A 16,048-nucleotide genomic window follows, 5' to 3' on the forward strand; every position below is an offset into this window, starting at 1 on the left:
AATGGCATCTCAGCACTCAATTACCATAAAGGCAGGCGGATCCGAAAAGGATTACTGGAAAGATCTCTGGCTCAACAGACAGTTACTCTGGATTTTATCAAAAAGAGACATTTCAGTTCGTTACAAACAAACCCTGCTAGGAGTTGCGTGGAGCGTATTAAGGCCAATTATGACGATGACTGTAATGGTTTTCGTTTTCAGTTATCTTGCAAAAATTAAAAGCGATCCTGGTGTTCCCTACCCGTTGATGGTTTTGAGCGGTCTTACGATCTGGACATTTTTCGCGAATACATTTACTCAGATCAGCAGCAGCATCCTGATCAATTCCAATCTGGTCTCAAAGGTTTACTTCCCCCGCTTACTGATGCCACTAAGCTCGATAGCGGTTGGATTCGTTGACTTTATGATTGCTTTCGGGATATTTTTGATCATGACGATTTTCTTCAAGCACCCGATTAGCTGGAACATCATATTTCTTCCTTGCTTCATTTTACTTACATTTATTACAAGTTTGGGTTTTGGCCTGTTCTTTGCGGTGTTAAATGTACGTTTTCGGGATATCGGTCAGTTAATTCCATTTTTAGTACAAGTTGGAATGTACGCCGTGCCGGTCGCTTACAGCAGCACACTTGCACAAGGCACATGGTTTGAGAAATATTATAACTTGAATCCGCTGGTTGGTATCATCGATGGTTTTCGCTGGTGCTTGCTGGGTGACAAGGCTTATTTCAATCCCCAGAGTCTTTACTCAACAACAATAATTTCCTTTTCGATAATGATATTGTCTTTGATTTATTTCCGTAAAAAAGAAAAAACTTTCGTTGATCATATCTGATATAATTACCTTTAGGCATGCCTGTAATCGTAGCTGAAAACATCAGCAAGAAATATATTATAGACCATCAACGTAAAAATGGTTCTCCAAGCCTGCGTGATATTGTCACTGAAAAGGTTGACAAATTATTTTCCCGCAAGCAGGACAATCCCGACTTTGCCGAGAAAGAAGAGTTTTGGGCATTACGGGATGTAAACTTTTCCATTGATCAGGGTGACCGTATAGGCATTGTTGGCCACAACGGCGCGGGAAAGTCGACTTTACTGAAAATTCTCAGCCGCATTACAGAACCTACAACGGGCCAGATCAAAATTGACGGTCGTATAGCCAGCTTGCTGGAAGTAGGGACCGGTTTTCACCCGGAACTCACAGGTCGCGAAAACATCTTCCTGAACGGAGCAATATTGGGTATGGCTAAAAGCGAGATCCGCCAATCATTTGACGCGATTGTTGATTTTGCCGGCGTCGAAAAATTCCTGGATACACCTGTTAAAAGATATTCTTCGGGTATGTATGTACGGCTTGGTTTTGCCATCGCTGCGCACCTTAACCCGGAGATCCTGATCGTGGATGAAGTTTTAGCGGTTGGTGATACAGAGTTTCAGAAAAAATGCCTTGGCAAAATGCGCGATGTTTCCGAAAGTGGAAGAACATTGCTTTTTGTAAGCCATAACCTCACTGCTATTCAGGCACTTTGCAACAAGTCCTTTTATTTCGAAAAAGGAATGTTGATCGATCAGGGCGAAACAACACATATCGTTACCAATTACCTGAGCAAGGTTTCTCATAAAACCTTGGAAAAGCATTGGGACAACATTGAAAATGCGCCCGGAAATGATCAGGTTCGCGTGAAAAGGTTCAAGCTTTTCCCTGAATACCAGGATGACCTGAACCATATTGACGTTCGTACGCCTATCAATTTTCAATTTGAATTCTGGAATTTGGTAGAAGGCGCGAGCCTGAACCTCAGCATGCATTTGTATACGTTTACAGGTGAGTGTATTTTTAATGTAGGTACACAGGCTGAAACTTTTTCAAAAGGGCTAGTAAGCGGCGTATGTGAGATTCCAGGCCATTTCCTGAATGATGGTTCCTATGTGGTTTCTATGATGATCGTAAAGGACACCAGCACCGTTCTTTACAATATGGAAGAAGCTTTGATTTTTGATATTGAGGATTATCGTGAAAATGTAACCTGGTATGGCAAATGGCCCGGATATATTCGCCCTCAACTTAATTTTTCCATTCGCCAAACTGAACATGTAGTGAATGATTAACGTCACTAAAACCTTTTTACCAGACCAGGAGAAATATCTGCAATATGTTCGGGAAATTTGGGAACGCGGATATCTTACTAATAACGGACCGGTTCTTCAGGAGCTTGAAGCAGAACTAAAAAAATACCTGGGGGTAGACCATCTCTATTTTTGCGGAAACGGAACTATCGTTCTTCAAATCGCGATCAAAGCGCTTGAAATCACCGGTGAGGTGATCACAACGCCGTTTTCATACGTGGCAACATCCAATGCGATCCTTTGGGAAAATTGCACGCCCGTTTTTGTCGACATTGATCCTCAGACATTTAATATAAATCCGGCATTGATTGAGGCATCCATTACGCCAGCAACGACCGGAATCCTGGCAACACACGTTTATGGCAATCCTTGTGATATCGAGGCCATAGAAGTAATTGCTAAAAAGCATAATTTGAAAGTGATCTATGATGCCGCCCACGCATTTGGCGTCACCTATAAAGGCAAATCTTTGCTTTCCTTCGGAGATCTGAGCACTTGCAGCTTTCATGCGACCAAGGTTTTCCATACAATTGAAGGCGGTGCATTGATTTCCAATCATCCTGAGCTTGATAAGAAATTGCACCTTTTGCGCGCATTCGGACATCAAGGCGATGAACATTATCTTTACGCAGGGATCAATGGCAAGAATTCCGAATTCCACGCAGCGATGGGACTGGTCAATCTTCCGCTTGTTAAAGACATTATTGCTGCCCGCAAGGAAGTTTTTGATGCTTATGACAGTCTGCTGAATTGGGACGTATTATATAAGCCGGTCATCAGTAAGGACATTGAATATAATTACGCTTATTACCCGGTTGTATTTCCTTCTGAGCAGGTTATGTTCCGCGTTATGGACGCATTGCGTGAGGAAGATGTTATTCCGCGGCGTTATTTTTATCCTTCATTAAACACGCTATCCTTCATGCCGAGGCAAATTGCCTGCCCGGTTTCGGAAGATATCGCGTTAAGAGTGTTAAGTTTGCCTTTATATGTTGGCCTTCCGTATTCGGACATCGAACGGATCTCCCGCATCATTAATGGTCATTTATCACCAGAATAGCATGAGTTTTGTTTACTGGCTTGCGTTCCTGCTGTTTTTATACAGCATCAGTTTTGTTGCTAAAAGGATAGCCCAGCCTTCATTGGCAGAGTGGCTTATCGTTTGTTTCATGCTGTTTGTTGGAAGCATCATTCCCGCAGGTTTCGTACTTTCCGCATTAGATCTTACCGCACAAACCTGGGCATGGATAGGTGTTACATTTGTTGCTTTGGGCTTGCATTATTTAATTTGGAATTCACTCCTCGCGGCACAGCCCTCCTACTCCATTCGCTCGGTTATTTCAAACCGGACTGAAACTTTCCGTTCGTGGTCCAAAGAGCTGTCTGTTTATCTTAAAACGATATTCTTTTTCATGTTTGGGACCATTGCAGTAATTGCAGTGACCAACTTTATCCTCGTGCTTTTTACAGCGCCGAATGAATGGGATAGCATGACAGGCCATTTGAATCGTGCAATCCGATACATTCAGCACGGCACGATGGCACATTTCGGAGGGACGAACTGGAATATGGACACGTATCCAAAAAGCCTTACGACCATTCAGATTTACAGCTATCTGATCAGCGGAAAGATTGAGAATGCATTCAAACTGATTCACCATACTTCTTACTACATCACACTCGTATGCGTGTTTGGGATTGCGCAACGCATTGGCAGGAATTTGTCGGCGAGCTTCTTCTGCGCACTGGCATACGGGATGTTCCTGAACTTCCTGATGCAGGCGGTAACAACAGAAACAGACATTGTTCTGACCGCTTACCTGAGCTGCCTGCTTTACTTCCTTTTCACTTATTACAGCACAAGAAACACCAAATATCTGTATTTGTCGGGGCTTGCATTCGGCATTGTCTTTGGCCATAAAGTGACATTTGCATTGTTACTGCCATCGGTTTTTGTCATCATGCTTTATACGGTGTTCCTGGCGCCCGACCTGAAAGTTTTTTTCAACCGGTTTATGAAACTGGCCGTCGCAATATTCGTTGCTATGCTCGTTTATACATTCCCGACAGGTTACATTAAAAACATCATGGTCTTCGGGCACCCGATAGGCCCGCCTACTGCATTGAAACATCAGTCCGTGGAGCGTTTTGGGTCGTTGCCCAATCTTTTCGAGCAGGGAAGCCGCAATGTGGTCCGCTATACTTATGAGTTTTGTAATCTGGATGGCATCCGCAACGCGCAGTGGGGATATGATTTAAATACATTTATCCGCAAACCACTTGTGGTTTTGGAAGATAAATTACGCATGCGACTGGATGAAGAGACCGAATACGCGATCGTCCCGTTTTCGTTCCAACGCCGTTTTGACAACTTCAATGCGAACCCTTACTGGGGCGTATTTGGTTTTGCGCTGATATTGCCACTGATTTTCTTAACATTAATCCGCGTTTTTCGCTCGCGGGTTCATTGGTTTCTGGCACTCGCATTCTGTCTGCACTTTGCGGCAATTTCATACTCCGCCGTTTATGATCCTTTCAAAGGAAGATATTTTATAGAAACCGGCTTATTCGGCGTCCTTTTCCTGTTGCTGTTGTTTTCAAACCATCGTTTATCGATCCTCAAACCGCGACGCAATGCATGGAAAGGATACATTATGGTTGTGGTAGGACTGGCCTGCGTTTCGGCCGTAATGTCGGTTTATCTTAATATCCGTTGCCTGCCTATTGCGGCTTATGGTCATAAATCAGCGCTGGAAACGGATAGGATTCAATTGCAGACATTTGCCCGTCCCGACATTACAAAGGCTTATCAAACATTTGATTCCATTGTCCCCAAAGACGCAACCGTTGCCTTGGCTACGATCAATGACGACTTTGAATATCCGCTTTATGGTAAAGATCTTTCGCGTAAGTTGATCACCATCCACCCGTTTGAACAAGGTTTAAAGCCGATTCCGAAAGAAGCTGATTACCTTTTCTATGCTAAAAGCGTAATCAATGATACAAGCCGCATAAAAGCCCTTCCGCAAGACATTCGCCTGGGAAGTGACACAACCATCACGAACGTGGCGGTAAGAGGTGAAGATTATTATCTCAGAAAGCTTAAATAGCAATCCATGACCATCGCCATTATGCAGCCCTATATATTTCCATATATAGGCTATTTTCAGCTGATCAACGCCGTTGATAAATTCATTATCTATGATGATGTGAATTTTATTAACAAAGGCTGGATCAACAGAAATAATGTGTTGGTGTCCTCCAAGCCGCATCTTTTTACAATTCCACTGAAAGATGCAAGCCAGAATAAGCTGATCAATGAGGTCGAACTTTCAAGAAGTGAGCCCTGGCAGAAGAAGTTTCTGAAAACCATTCAGCAATCGTATCAAAAAGCCCCCAATTATCAGAAGGTTTTTGTTCTGATAGAAGAAATTGTAAATTTAGATGTTCAAACCATATACGAACTGACTTTTCAGGCCCTGAAACGAACCTGTGAGTACATGGAAATCACGACGGAGATTGTCCCCTCGTCCACGATATACCAGAACACACATTTGAAAGGTCAGGATAGAATTCTGGATATCTGTAAGCAGGAAAATGCCAGCCATTACATTAATCCGATTGGAGGAATGGAATTGTATGACAAAGCAAAATTTGAAAAGGAAGGGATAAAACTTGACTTCATTAAAAGTGTTTCGAGCCCTTATCCCCAATTTAAAAATGCTTTCGTACCTTGGCTGTCAATTATAGATATCCTGATGTTTAACGACCCCGCGGACATTAAGGAACATTTAAAGGCTTACGAACTGATTTAAGATGGCTAAGGTTATCGTTTTTGGAATACTCGACACAGCAGAACTGGCACACTATTATCTGACGCACGACTCAGAACATGAAATAGTCGCTTTCACTATCCATAGGGAATACATTCAGGATGAATCTTTTAAAGGGCTGCCCGTTGTAGCCTTTGAAGACGTCGCCACCCTTTTCCCTCCTTCTGACTACGCTTTTTTCGCCCCTATGACCGGCAGAAATATGAACCGGAACCGGGAAGGGATTTACAACGAAGCTAAATCAAAAGGCTACCAATTCATCTCTTATATCAGTTCCCACGCCACAATCTTCGACAGAAGCGTTATCGGCGATAACTGCTTTATCCTGGAAGATAACACCATTCAACCTTTTACGACGGTTGGAAATAACGTGGTGATGTGGAGCGGAAATCATATCGGTCACCATGGCCAAATCAAAGACCACGTATTTTTTACTTCCCATGTAGTGCTTTCGGGCCATTGCGTTGTGGAATCCTATTCTTTCTTTGGCGTCAACAGCACCATTCGTGATTATACGACGATCGCACAGGGAACTTTGGTGGGTATGGCTTCCGCTATCACCCGTGAAACCGAAGAATGGGGTATCTACATTGGTAACCCTGCGAAAAAAGTGCCTGGCAAGAAAAGTTTTGAGGCTTATTGAGCGGGAGAGGAATGTAATCGGGTAAACCGAATTTGAGACAGTAATTTACTGGGCAATGGAGCAGAAGAAAATCTTATTTGTGAGTCATGATGCCAATCGGGCAGGAAGCCAGTTATTGCTGTTGCAACTGCTCAGGCTATTGAAAGAACGGGGCGTTCCCATGCATTTGTTGCTGTGCAGTGGCGGAGAGCTGGAAAAAGAGTTTGAGGCGGTTGTAAGCATTACCCGCCTGTATCAGAATATCAATGTAACGACCACTCCGCTTACCGGAAAACTGCTCAAAAAAGTCCCTTTATACAAATATTACCAGCAGCATTCAGCCCAAAAAATTAACGAAAGAATTGCTGCCGAGCTCTCGCACCAGAACATAGGGCTGGTTTTTGTTAACTCAATCGCCAATTCTGCGGTTTACTGCGACTTTCTGAAATTCCTGCACCATTTGCCGCTTGTGACATTTGTGCATGAGCTGGGCATGGCTGTTAAGCTTTATTCGCATGAAAAGCAACTGACTTTCATGCTGAAAAAAACCGGACACCTGATTGCGGTTTCGCATGCAGTGGCCAATTATTATATAGGAAAGTACAATTACCCGGAAAGTCAGGTCAGCACGTTCACATTGATCGATCACGAGCACATTGACCGGAAACTGCAATCTGTGCAGCGCGACATTCTTGAAAAAACCTATAATATCCCAAAAGATGCCATTGTGATTGGTGGATGTGGAAATGCGGAATGGCGCAAGGGAAATGACATTTTCAACTGGATCGCGAAGCGCGTTATTCATAAAACAAGTCCCCTGCCCGTTTATTTCGTATGGGTTGGCGCAGGTCCTCAGCACGAAATTTACGAGCTGATTGAAAGCGATATTCGTCTGATGGGGCTGAGTGACAGGATTATTCTCATTCCGCCTACGCCGCGTGCGCTGGACTATATCAACCGGTTTGACGTATTGCTGCTGAGCTCGCGGGAAGATCCATATCCGCTGGTCGTTTTAGAAGCCGCTTTACAGGAAATTCCTGTAGTGTGTTTTGAAGACGCCGGCGGGGCACCCGAACTGATCGAATCGGACGCAGGATTCGTAGTTCCTTATATGGATATATCTGCTGCATCTGAGGCAATTATACAATTGGCGCTCGATCCTTCGCTTCGTGAAACACTGGGTCGCGTTGGCAGGAAAAAAGTATTGGAGCGGCATAATACGGACAAAAGTGTTGCGAGCGTCGAAGCCATCATTCAAAAATATTTACCCTTACCGGTTTCGGAAAAGCAAAATCAATGACAATTGCCTTCACAATTTGCTCCATCAATTATTTAGCGCAGGCCAGGACATTAGGCGATTCACTTAAATCCACCAATCCCGACGTCCTTTTCTTCATCGGGCTGGTCGATTCCCTGAAAGGTGTAGTTTTTGAAAAAGGATACAATACTGATTTTCCAATGATCGAAATCGACAAGATTGAGATCCGGGATTTCCAGGAAATGGCTGACAGATACAACATTACCGAGCTTAATACAGCGGTAAAGCCTTTCTATTTTACCTATTTTTTCAAACATTATCCCGAAGCACATAATGTCATTTATTTCGATCCCGACATTATTGTATTTCAACCATTGACTGAGCTGCTGTCGTCATTATCCGCTCACAAAGCGGTTTTGACTCCACACATCAACACGCCCATCGAAGACCAGCTTACACCTAACGAGCTTCACCACTTGAATACGGGGGTTTATAACCTGGGTTTTGTGGCTTTCAGCAGATCGCCCGAAATCACAGCATTTATTAATTGGTGGGAAGAAAAATTGCGTTACGAATGCCTTATTGATCTTTGTAATGGTCTTTTTGTAGACCAAAACTGGATGAACTTTCTGCCCGTTTTTGTCCCTGACACACATTTGGAACGAAACCCGGGCTATAATGCCGCATACTGGAACCTTCACGAAAGACTATTTTCAGAATCCGACAGCACATTCTTCGTGAATGAAACCAACCCTTTGATTTTCTTTCATTACAGCGGTTATGATCCTCAGAAACCTGCTGTTTTGTCTAAATATCAGGACCGCTTTGAATTATCAGCCCGCCCTGACCTGACGGCATTGTTTGATTTATATCGTAACAGCTTACTAACTAATGGTAATGCTTATTACCGCCAGTTTCATTGCGCTTACATTAAGCCGACGCCAGTCCGTCGTTACCAGCGGGTACGCAAATTGCTGAAAATGCCTATAAATTATGTCATTGATCAGCTGGAAACGATCTGATGAAAGAGCTTGTATCCGTTATTGTGCCCATTCTGGATCCGCAGATCAATCCCACAGAGGAGCGGCTCTTGCATCACTGCCTCAACACGCTCGATAAATATCCTGTCATTTTTATCACTTTTGAAGGCGCCGATCTATCCATCGTGAAGGAACACAATGAAGATATCGACGTTATTTATTTTCCAAAAAAATACTTCCAGTCCAGATCTACGCTTGCAGGGTTGTTCTTAATGGAAGATTTCTATGACCGGTTCAGCTGGTGCGACTTTCTGCTGATCCACGAACTGAACAGCTGGGTTGTGCGCGATGAGCTTTATTATTGGTGCAAACAAGGTTATGATTATTTAAAAGCCGGACCACTCGAAGACGACAATATCAAACGGCTGGCAGGCGTCGTTTCCAGGATTTCCGGATTGAAAGAAGACGAAAAACGACTGTTTGGTCAAGCATATGCGAACAATGGGATTTATCTTTGCCGCATTGAGCGCATGATCAGTACAATCAAATCAAAGCAAAAAGAGGTTTACACGTATCGGCACAGCGAAAATTTCCTGCACGCCGATTCTGTCTTCTGGGACCTGGAAGCAAACCGTTTCTGGCCACATTTAAGGAAGCCTACGCCCATCGTTCGGGATCATTTTGCGGTGGACGCAGCCAATACCAATTTTAACAAGACGTTACCTTTTGCATTAACCGGCATTTTGAAGGAAAATATTCATCATTTGCCTTATTTTAAATCATTGCCGGAAGCGGATTAATTGCACATGAATATTATTTATACGGTTTGTAACAGAATCAACCTTGCCCATGCGCTTGCTTTGGCGGATTCGGTTCTGCTTCACCAGCCGAACCATACTTTTTACTTGGCCTGGGTCGATAATGTGCCCGTACAAGTTCCTCCGCACGTTAAATTACTGACCATTGAGCAGGCAGAAATCCCAGCCTGGGAAAGTATGAATGCCCAATATTATCATTTTGAATTACTCGCAGCCTGCCGTCCGTGGTTCGCATTAGCACTGCTGCGGCTGCATAGCGAATGCAAAAACCTTATTTTCCTGGCGCCAACTGTTCTGTTGGTTAAGCCATTCGGGGAAGTGATAAATGACGCCTCAGACATTCACCTGACACCGAACATTAGAAAGCCGCTTGCGCCTTCGAAGTTGCTGGATGACAAGCGGATTTTGAACATTGGTATGTTCCATTCGGGCAGCTGGATGTTGAAAGTTGGTGAACAAACAACGAAATTGCTTCGCTGGTGGGCCGAAAGGACCATCGACCGGGCTGAGTTCGATCTGTGCAACGGGAAGAATATGGATCAATTATGGCTTAATTATACATTGGTCTGGATTCCCAAAACGACCCAGATTGCACATCCGGGCTGGCATTACGGGCTGCATTCCATCCTTAATCACGACCTTCAAACCAAAAACGGGGATCATTACATTGAAGGAAAGCCAATAATCTCCCTTGATTTCGCAGGACTGGACTATTTCGATCCCGTGTGGTCAAATCATATCGGCCTAATGTCTTCAAACAGAGCATTTCATGCGTTATTTGATAACTACAAAAAAACGTTGACCAAGTATAAGCATTCACTTCCTGCCGATCGCATGCCTGGCTTTGGCAAGCCCGCAAAAATCAGGGAAAACAGGATTTTAAGAAATAACATTGCAGCAAAATTAAAATCAATTACTGCATTTATTGACCAGTTTTAATTAACCAGCCGAACCAGAACTATATGCACTTCCTAAAAAAAATGACGCAGGACTTGCGGAGTTTTCTATCTGAACTGAAAATCAACGGCACTCAGAATACGGCTGATCAGCAGGATTATCCCAAACTCACCATCATTACGCCTTCCTATAACCAGGCCGACTATCTGGAAAGGACGATTCTGAGTGTTTTAAACCAAAGTTATCCTAACCTCGAATACATTATCGTAGATGGAGGCTCCACGGATCACAGCGTTGAAGTGATCAAGAAATACGAAAAATATCTCTCCTGGTGGGTTTCTGAAAAGGACAGAGGGCAGGTGCACGCGATTAATAAAGCGCTGGAAAGAGCAACGGGAGACTACATTGGCTTCCAAAATTCGGACGATGTATATTTTCCGGACACGTTTGCTCGTTTTGGGAAAGCGGCCAAGAGCCAGGAAGACGATATTATTTATGGTGACCTGTATATGATCACGCCGGATGACGAAGTGACAGAAATCCTGAAAACAACGTCATACAGCTTTGAATGTCAGATTTTGGAAGGAATGCAGATTCATAACCAAACGCTATTTTTCAAAAGGGCATTGGTAGAAAAATACGGCAAATTCGACGAATCTTACCGGTTTGCCTTCGACTATGAATTTATCACGCGTTACACATACCAGAAATCGACAAAAGTGCGGAAAGTGGAGGGCTTGGGAGGCGCATTGCGCGTGCACCCGGATGCAAAGTCATCCACGATCGCATCTGTTGGAAAAGAGGAACATGCCAAAATCCAGAAATTGTACATTTCAACGAACGGTTCAGCAGCTCTCAACAAAATAAGGTATCTTTGGTGCCGAGTTCGTAAAATTCTCTATTTCGCGGTGCGATTAGATTTACAATATATCCGTTTCAGATTTTCCAGATGAATTGGAGTCTACTAAACATAGCCACAAACTTTAATAATCTCAGATATTCCGTTGGCATCGCCATGATGTTCAACGGTTTTCCGCTGATATTTTTTATCCGCGATACACTGGGAATCGGGCCGGCCAGTAGCGTTTTCACCGCCATTTTCTTTTCACTGGCGCTTACGATGATGGTGCCTATGCACCTATTCAAAAGACTTTACAAGCCAAATGTGATATTGTTCAATCTGGGTCTTGGCTTCCTGCTGCTTACACTATATTATTTCTTTTTTATTAATAAACAGGGGAAGGCGGTTGCGGATATTGGTAACTACGTGTTCATTTTCGGCTTCCTCGTTCTGCTGCTGCACGTTCCCAATGATGTCAAGGAAACGTTGGTAATGATCCTGTTTCTGATGTCATTATTTACTAATATAACCCTTGTCTACTCCATTTTGACGGACCCCAACTGGACGCCGGGAATGCGTGCTGCGGTAAATTTCGCCAACGAAGGAGCGCAACCCGGTGGAAATCCGCACATTACAGCCCGAAATGGCATCATTTGCATGTTAACCGGGATGGTCATGCTGAACCGGACACCGGGGATCATTACGAAATTATTCCTTTTCTTTTCTGTCCTGTTTGGCCTCGGTGTTATTGTTATTTCACTTGCCAAATCCAGTTATCTGGCTGTCGGGCTGATGATAGGTGCTTATTTTGTTTTGCATTTTAAGATTTCCAATGTGTTTACTGCCATAGGAAGTGCCTTTAAGCTGCGGAATATGGCATTCATTATCTTGATATTGATCGGGCTCAGGTATTTTCTAATCCGCTACGGCAACATTCTGGATATGCTCCTGGGTTATTGGGACATGTTCCAAAATAGGATTATGGACGTAATTTTTACTTCAACCGGGGTTCGGATTACGGATACAGCTGATACGGATGCTTCCGCAATGGGGCGCGTGGGCGGTTTTGCAGAGTTTACAGAAACATTCTTTTCCTGGGACGTTTTCCTCGGCCGGGGCTTTAAATCGGATTACCTGGATATTCCGCTTCTTGAATCCTGGGTAAGTCATGGAATCTTCGGGTTTGTATTTTTCGCAGGATTCAATTTCTTCCTGTTCATCTACGCCATGCGCGAGATCCGGAGATATACCAATCCGCTAACAACATTCCTGGCCTATTTCTTTCTGTCTTTAATGGTGTTGCTGTTCACCGGCGGGAGGCCTTTCGACATTGCATTCTGGTTTCCTTATTTGGTTATGATCCGTTTTTTGGGAATCAAATATCTCGACAATATTTCCAGAAGGCCGGTTGCAGCCCAACTCACAACGGTTACCAGCTAATTCCTTTTACAATAAATCGTCATGCTGCTTTTTCATAGCCATGTGACGAGAAACCCTGCTCATGAGAGACCGCGTTGAACAATTAGATGGATTAAGAGGCATTTTTTCTATTCTCGTAATCGCACACCATCATAATGCGTTCAAGGAATCGGTTTTTTACAACAACTTTTTTGTCATCAATTCCAGCCTTTTTGTTGACTTTTTCTTTGTACTAAGCGGTTTCGTGATTGCGATGAATTATGTGAACAGGATCAGCAATCCCAGAGACTTTGGCACATTCCTGAAAAAGCGATTCATAAGGCTCTTCCCGCTGCTGTTTTATACAGAAGTCATTTTTATAATCGCGAGTCTGATCGGCGAAAACAGCCCGATGAAAAATGTGGGCGAACTTGGCATGCGCTATTACGCTTATACGGCCTTTGACACCCTTACTTTCATGGGTTCCGCACCTGTTTTCGGCTCCTGGGTCAGCAATAATTATCCTGCCTGGTCCATATCGTCCGAAATGATCTCCTATGCGGTCTTCGGGCTGGTTATCTTGTTGTTACCAAAAATCAAATACATCTCCTTTGCCGTAATCGCCTTGCTTTCGAGCCTTTTTATTATTTCAAAAGGTGAATATTTGCTGGCTTACGACTATGGCTTTGTCCGAGGATTGCTGTGTTTTTCGCTGGGTATCTTTACGAATCTGTTGCTTAGTAAGCGAACATTCAGCCTGTCTGCGTTCGAAATCCCCTTCCTGATCTTCCTTATTGCTGCCATGTATTTGGTACATCATTGGGAGCTGAATTTATGGAAGCTTGTTTTTCCTTTCATATTCGCAGTCGGGATCATTATTTTTGCGAGCTCGAAAGGCGTTGTAACGCAAGTGCTTAAAAGTGAGCCATTTCAGTATTTGGGTAAAATATCCTACTCCATTTATCTCAACCACGCCATTGTACTAATTCTCGTGAATGTGGTGCTTTTTCGGGCACTGAAATCGCCCGTTAATGAGGGCATGATCGCCATTTCACTAGTGACCTCTATTTCCCTGACGATCCTTTATTCTCACTTTACATACGAATTTATCGAGAAAAGGGCTGGGAAACTTTTGAAGAAAATCCTGGAATGAAAATTGATGAAGGCAGGTAAACCTTTCATGCTATTGAATGGTTATTCTAACAAACCAAAGCAGAAATCATGGCCACATTTTCAGAACTTATCCAAGGTAACAAGCCTGTGCTAGTCGATTTTTCAGCCGAATGGTGCGGACCTTGTAAAATGATGAAGCCGATTTTAGAAAAGGTGAAATCAGAACTCGGCGATTCCGCAACGATCATTAAAGTGGACGTTGATAAGAATAAATCAGCCGCTAATGCTTACAAAATCCAGGGCGTTCCTACCTTGATCGTTTTCAAGCATGGCAAACCCATGTGGAGACAATCGGGCGTTGTTCAGGCAGACCAGCTAAAATCCATTATCCAAAAATACATTTAATTTTCAACCCAACTCCGCAAGATTTTGAGAGGCAGCAATTTAGAAGTCATTGAAAACAAAGATTTCAACATTGAAGAATTAACTGAAACCAGTTATGAACAAGTCAAATTCCTCAACTGCACATTCTCCGATCTTTCAGGCACAGACTTCATTGATTGCGTTTTTCAGGATTGCAATATGAGCAATGCAGGCGTTAAAAACTGCAAGATTTCTGACATTGAATTTATTAACTGCAAGTTGTTGGGAATCAATTTTTCAGAATCCAAAGATTTTGCCTTTGCAGCTAAATTTGAAAGCTGCATCCTGGATTATGCGATTTTTGAACAAAAGAAATTGAACAAATCCGCGTTCAGCAATTGCAAAATCCACGGCGCAGACTTCACGCAAGCTGACCTTTCAAAATCAAAATTCCATAATTGCGACTTCTGGGACGCTGTTTTTGCCAACACCAATCTGGCAGGCGTCGACTTTTCCAGCAGCAAGAATTTTACCATTGACCCAACCAGCAACAACATTCGCAAAGCCAAGTTCCTTTCCTCCGATCTGGCCGGCTTGCTGACCAAATTTGACATTATTATTAAGTAGCATTTTGACCGCCTGAGCATTTTTTGTTTCTTGACGGCTCAAAATGACCCTTAACATTATGTCACTTCAATTGTTTGCCGAAACCGTTTACACCGGTCAGGAAATCCTAAGAAACCAGCTTATACAAATCCTCGACGGCCAGATTGCCGGCATGGAATACGCAGAACCAGACCCGGCCGTCACACGCGTCGCCAACCTGGCACCCGGCCTTTTCGACAGTCACATTAACGGCGGGGAAAAATTCTATTTCACCGAACGTGCTGACGAAGAGACGATTGACGACATTTACCAGGCCAGCGTAAAAACCGGAACCGCCTATGTCCTGCCAACGCTCATCACATCACCTCAGGATAATATTTTAAGAGGAATCGAAGCCACCAGAAATTACATCGCTAAAAACCCGACTTCCGGCGTTTTGGGCATGCATTTGGAAGGCCCGTTCCTGAATCCAATCAAACGCGGAGCACATTTGGCGGGTTATGTTCGCAAACCGACGGACGCTGATTTACAAGAAATTATCACCCACGGAAAAGACATTATCAAGCTCATCACGATCGCGCCTGAAATGTTCACGACAGAGCAGATCCAAATGTTGCTGGAATCCGGCATAACCGTCTCTGCGGGCCATTCCAATGCCACTTATGACGAAGCTACGGCTGCATTTAACCAGGGAATTCAATTGGTAACGCACTTATACAATGCGATGTCAGCATTCGGTCACCGCGCACCTGGATTAGTCGGTGCTACATTTGACAACGAGAATGTATACGCCCCATTGATTATCGATGGCGTGCATTGCGATTTCGGCGCGGCAAGTGTAGCTTATAAGATCAAGAAAGACAAGCTGTTCCTGATTTCGGACGCATTGTTTTTGGGGGAAAAAGTGACCGAATTCAAGTGGGGTGAATTTGATGCCTATTTGAAAGATGGCCGCTATACAAATTCGGACGGTAATCTGGCAGGAGCCACCATTTCACTGCCGGATGCAGTCCGTAATGCAGTGAATGTGATTGGAATCCCCTTGCAGGAAGCGATTGAAATGGCCACAATCAGGCCAGCACGTGCCTTAGGATTGGAAAAACAGATCGGCAGCATTGCCATCGGTTACCCGGCAACATTCACCACATTTGACAACAATCTTGAAAATTTCTCGGTTTTGAAAATGTAA

Annotated in this window: 16 protein-coding genes; all 16 read left to right on the plus strand. The window is 43.7% G+C overall.

Translation table 11 applies throughout. The annotated features are described in order from the left end of the window. Position 1: 1 nt before the first annotated feature. The 16 genes from G395_RS0100880 to nagA all read left to right on the plus strand — a co-directional run bounded on the left by G395_RS0100880 (position 2) and on the right by nagA (position 16,048). Entirely contained in the window at positions 2–835 is an 834-nt protein-coding gene (locus G395_RS0100880; RefSeq protein WP_026628319.1) for an ABC transporter permease, read from the plus strand. Between the two features lie 17 nt (positions 836–852). Continuing rightward, complete coding sequence (locus G395_RS0100885) at positions 853–2,112, plus strand: ABC transporter ATP-binding protein (protein ID WP_026628320.1); 1,260 nt, start codon at positions 853–855, stop codon at positions 2,110–2,112. Then, complete coding sequence (locus tag G395_RS0100890; RefSeq protein WP_026628321.1) at positions 2,105–3,190, plus strand: DegT/DnrJ/EryC1/StrS family aminotransferase; 1,086 nt, start codon at positions 2,105–2,107, stop codon at positions 3,188–3,190. Before G395_RS0100885 ends, G395_RS0100890 begins: the two co-directional genes overlap by 8 nt. Before the next feature lies 1 nt (position 3,191). Further along, positions 3,192–5,240 carry an ArnT family glycosyltransferase gene (locus G395_RS0100895; protein ID WP_026628322.1) on the plus strand — a complete coding sequence of 683 codons (2,049 nt, stop codon included), beginning with the start codon at positions 3,192–3,194 and terminating at the stop codon, positions 5,238–5,240. A gap of 6 nt (positions 5,241–5,246) precedes the next feature. After that, positions 5,247–5,945 carry a WbqC family protein gene (locus tag G395_RS0100900; RefSeq protein ID WP_026628323.1) on the plus strand — a complete coding sequence of 233 codons (699 nt, stop codon included), beginning with the start codon at positions 5,247–5,249 and terminating at the stop codon, positions 5,943–5,945. 1 nt (position 5,946) lies between these two features. Continuing rightward, positions 5,947–6,606, plus strand: coding sequence for an acetyltransferase (locus G395_RS0100905; protein ID WP_026628324.1), 660 nt, complete (start codon positions 5,947–5,949; stop codon positions 6,604–6,606). A gap of 55 nt (positions 6,607–6,661) precedes the next feature. Beyond that, positions 6,662–7,885 (plus strand): glycosyltransferase family 4 protein, encoded by a 1,224-nt coding sequence (locus tag G395_RS0100910; RefSeq protein WP_026628325.1) that lies wholly within the window; start codon positions 6,662–6,664, stop codon positions 7,883–7,885. Then, positions 7,882–8,865 carry a glycosyltransferase family protein gene (locus G395_RS0100915; RefSeq protein ID WP_026628326.1) on the plus strand — a complete coding sequence of 328 codons (984 nt, stop codon included), beginning with the start codon at positions 7,882–7,884 and terminating at the stop codon, positions 8,863–8,865. The genes G395_RS0100910 and G395_RS0100915 overlap by 4 nt, the downstream gene beginning before the upstream one ends. Further along, on the plus strand, positions 8,865–9,623 hold the full coding sequence (locus G395_RS0100920) for a DUF5672 family protein (protein ID WP_026628327.1): 759 nt from the start codon (positions 8,865–8,867) through the stop codon (positions 9,621–9,623). Before G395_RS0100915 ends, G395_RS0100920 begins: the two co-directional genes overlap by 1 nt. Before the next feature lie 6 nt (positions 9,624–9,629). Then, positions 9,630–10,580, plus strand: a complete 951-nt coding sequence (locus tag G395_RS0100925; RefSeq protein WP_026628328.1) for a hypothetical protein — start codon at positions 9,630–9,632, stop codon at positions 10,578–10,580. Between the two features lie 23 nt (positions 10,581–10,603). Continuing rightward, positions 10,604–11,491, plus strand: coding sequence for a glycosyltransferase family 2 protein (locus G395_RS0100930; protein ID WP_026628329.1), 888 nt, complete (start codon positions 10,604–10,606; stop codon positions 11,489–11,491). Next, positions 11,488–12,819 (plus strand): hypothetical protein, encoded by a 1,332-nt coding sequence (locus G395_RS0100935; protein ID WP_026628330.1) that lies wholly within the window; start codon positions 11,488–11,490, stop codon positions 12,817–12,819. Before G395_RS0100930 ends, G395_RS0100935 begins: the two co-directional genes overlap by 4 nt. A 61-nt stretch (positions 12,820–12,880) precedes the next feature. Further along, on the plus strand, positions 12,881–13,930 hold the full coding sequence (locus G395_RS0100940; protein WP_026628331.1) for an acyltransferase family protein: 1,050 nt from the start codon (positions 12,881–12,883) through the stop codon (positions 13,928–13,930). Between the two features lie 68 nt (positions 13,931–13,998). Beyond that, positions 13,999–14,295, plus strand: a complete 297-nt coding sequence (gene trxA / locus G395_RS0100945) for a thioredoxin (protein WP_026628332.1) — start codon at positions 13,999–14,001, stop codon at positions 14,293–14,295. Between the two features lie 24 nt (positions 14,296–14,319). Then, positions 14,320–14,880 carry a pentapeptide repeat-containing protein gene (locus G395_RS0100950; protein WP_026628333.1) on the plus strand — a complete coding sequence of 187 codons (561 nt, stop codon included), beginning with the start codon at positions 14,320–14,322 and terminating at the stop codon, positions 14,878–14,880. 58 nt (positions 14,881–14,938) lie between these two features. Continuing rightward, positions 14,939–16,048 (plus strand): N-acetylglucosamine-6-phosphate deacetylase, encoded by a 1,110-nt coding sequence (nagA, locus tag G395_RS0100955; RefSeq protein ID WP_026628334.1) that lies wholly within the window; start codon positions 14,939–14,941, stop codon positions 16,046–16,048.

The sequence above is a fragment of the Dyadobacter alkalitolerans DSM 23607 genome (genome assembly GCF_000428845.1).
Classification (GTDB): Bacteria; Bacteroidota; Bacteroidia; order Cytophagales; family Spirosomataceae; genus Dyadobacter; species Dyadobacter alkalitolerans.

Bases quoted from the DNA above. Each gene is read 5' to 3' on its own strand.
- G395_RS0100880 (WP_026628319.1), top strand. From the start codon at position 2: ATGGCATCTCAGCACTCAATTACCATAAAGGCAGGCGGATCCGAAAAG.
- G395_RS0100885 (WP_026628320.1), top strand. From the start codon at position 853: ATGCCTGTAATCGTAGCTGAAAACATCAGCAAGAAATATATTATAGAC.
- G395_RS0100890 (WP_026628321.1), top strand. From the start codon at position 2,105: ATGATTAACGTCACTAAAACCTTTTTACCAGACCAGGAGAAATATCTG.
- G395_RS0100895 (WP_026628322.1), top strand. From the start codon at position 3,192: ATGAGTTTTGTTTACTGGCTTGCGTTCCTGCTGTTTTTATACAGCATC.
- G395_RS0100900 (WP_026628323.1), top strand. From the start codon at position 5,247: ATGACCATCGCCATTATGCAGCCCTATATATTTCCATATATAGGCTAT.
- G395_RS0100905 (WP_026628324.1), top strand. From the start codon at position 5,947: ATGGCTAAGGTTATCGTTTTTGGAATACTCGACACAGCAGAACTGGCA.
- G395_RS0100910 (WP_026628325.1), top strand. From the start codon at position 6,662: ATGGAGCAGAAGAAAATCTTATTTGTGAGTCATGATGCCAATCGGGCA.
- G395_RS0100915 (WP_026628326.1), top strand. From the start codon at position 7,882: ATGACAATTGCCTTCACAATTTGCTCCATCAATTATTTAGCGCAGGCC.
- G395_RS0100920 (WP_026628327.1), top strand. From the start codon at position 8,865: ATGAAAGAGCTTGTATCCGTTATTGTGCCCATTCTGGATCCGCAGATC.
- G395_RS0100925 (WP_026628328.1), top strand. From the start codon at position 9,630: ATGAATATTATTTATACGGTTTGTAACAGAATCAACCTTGCCCATGCG.
- G395_RS0100930 (WP_026628329.1), top strand. From the start codon at position 10,604: ATGCACTTCCTAAAAAAAATGACGCAGGACTTGCGGAGTTTTCTATCT.
- G395_RS0100935 (WP_026628330.1), top strand. From the start codon at position 11,488: ATGAATTGGAGTCTACTAAACATAGCCACAAACTTTAATAATCTCAGA.
- G395_RS0100940 (WP_026628331.1), top strand. From the start codon at position 12,881: ATGAGAGACCGCGTTGAACAATTAGATGGATTAAGAGGCATTTTTTCT.
- trxA (WP_026628332.1), top strand. From the start codon at position 13,999: ATGGCCACATTTTCAGAACTTATCCAAGGTAACAAGCCTGTGCTAGTC.
- nagA (WP_026628334.1), top strand. From the start codon at position 14,939: ATGTCACTTCAATTGTTTGCCGAAACCGTTTACACCGGTCAGGAAATC.